Origin of the sequence: Staphylococcus arlettae (assembly GCF_002902345.1) — a bacterium.
Taxonomy (GTDB): Bacteria; Bacillota; Bacilli; order Staphylococcales; family Staphylococcaceae; genus Staphylococcus; species Staphylococcus arlettae.
The window spans coordinates 1-224 of record NZ_PPQB01000030.1 but is presented as its reverse complement, the minus strand read 5'-3'; the positions used below and the strand labels follow the sequence as shown (position 1 = coordinate 224).

General features: G+C 35.7%; 1 protein-coding gene. It reads right to left on the bottom strand.

Features of this window, described 5'->3' with window-relative positions:
• The coding region (locus tag CD036_RS13215) for a hypothetical protein (RefSeq protein ID WP_180992452.1) at positions 1-224 on the bottom strand (224 nt) is incomplete at both ends.

Genomic DNA, 224 nt, shown 5'->3' with positions numbered 1-224 from the left:
CGTTGTTTTTCTAACTCTCTTTCTCTCTTACGATTCTCACGTAAGCGATCTTGTATCACATACTTAGTCGCACCTTGTGTGATATTCACACCTTCTGATTCATAGAAGTCGTTTACAATCTTTTCTAAAGTGTTACCACTCTTTAAATTTTTAATTAGTTTGCTTTGTGACAAACCATCGATTTCTAAATCTCTTACTCGTGATTCTGGCACATAGTGGATTGC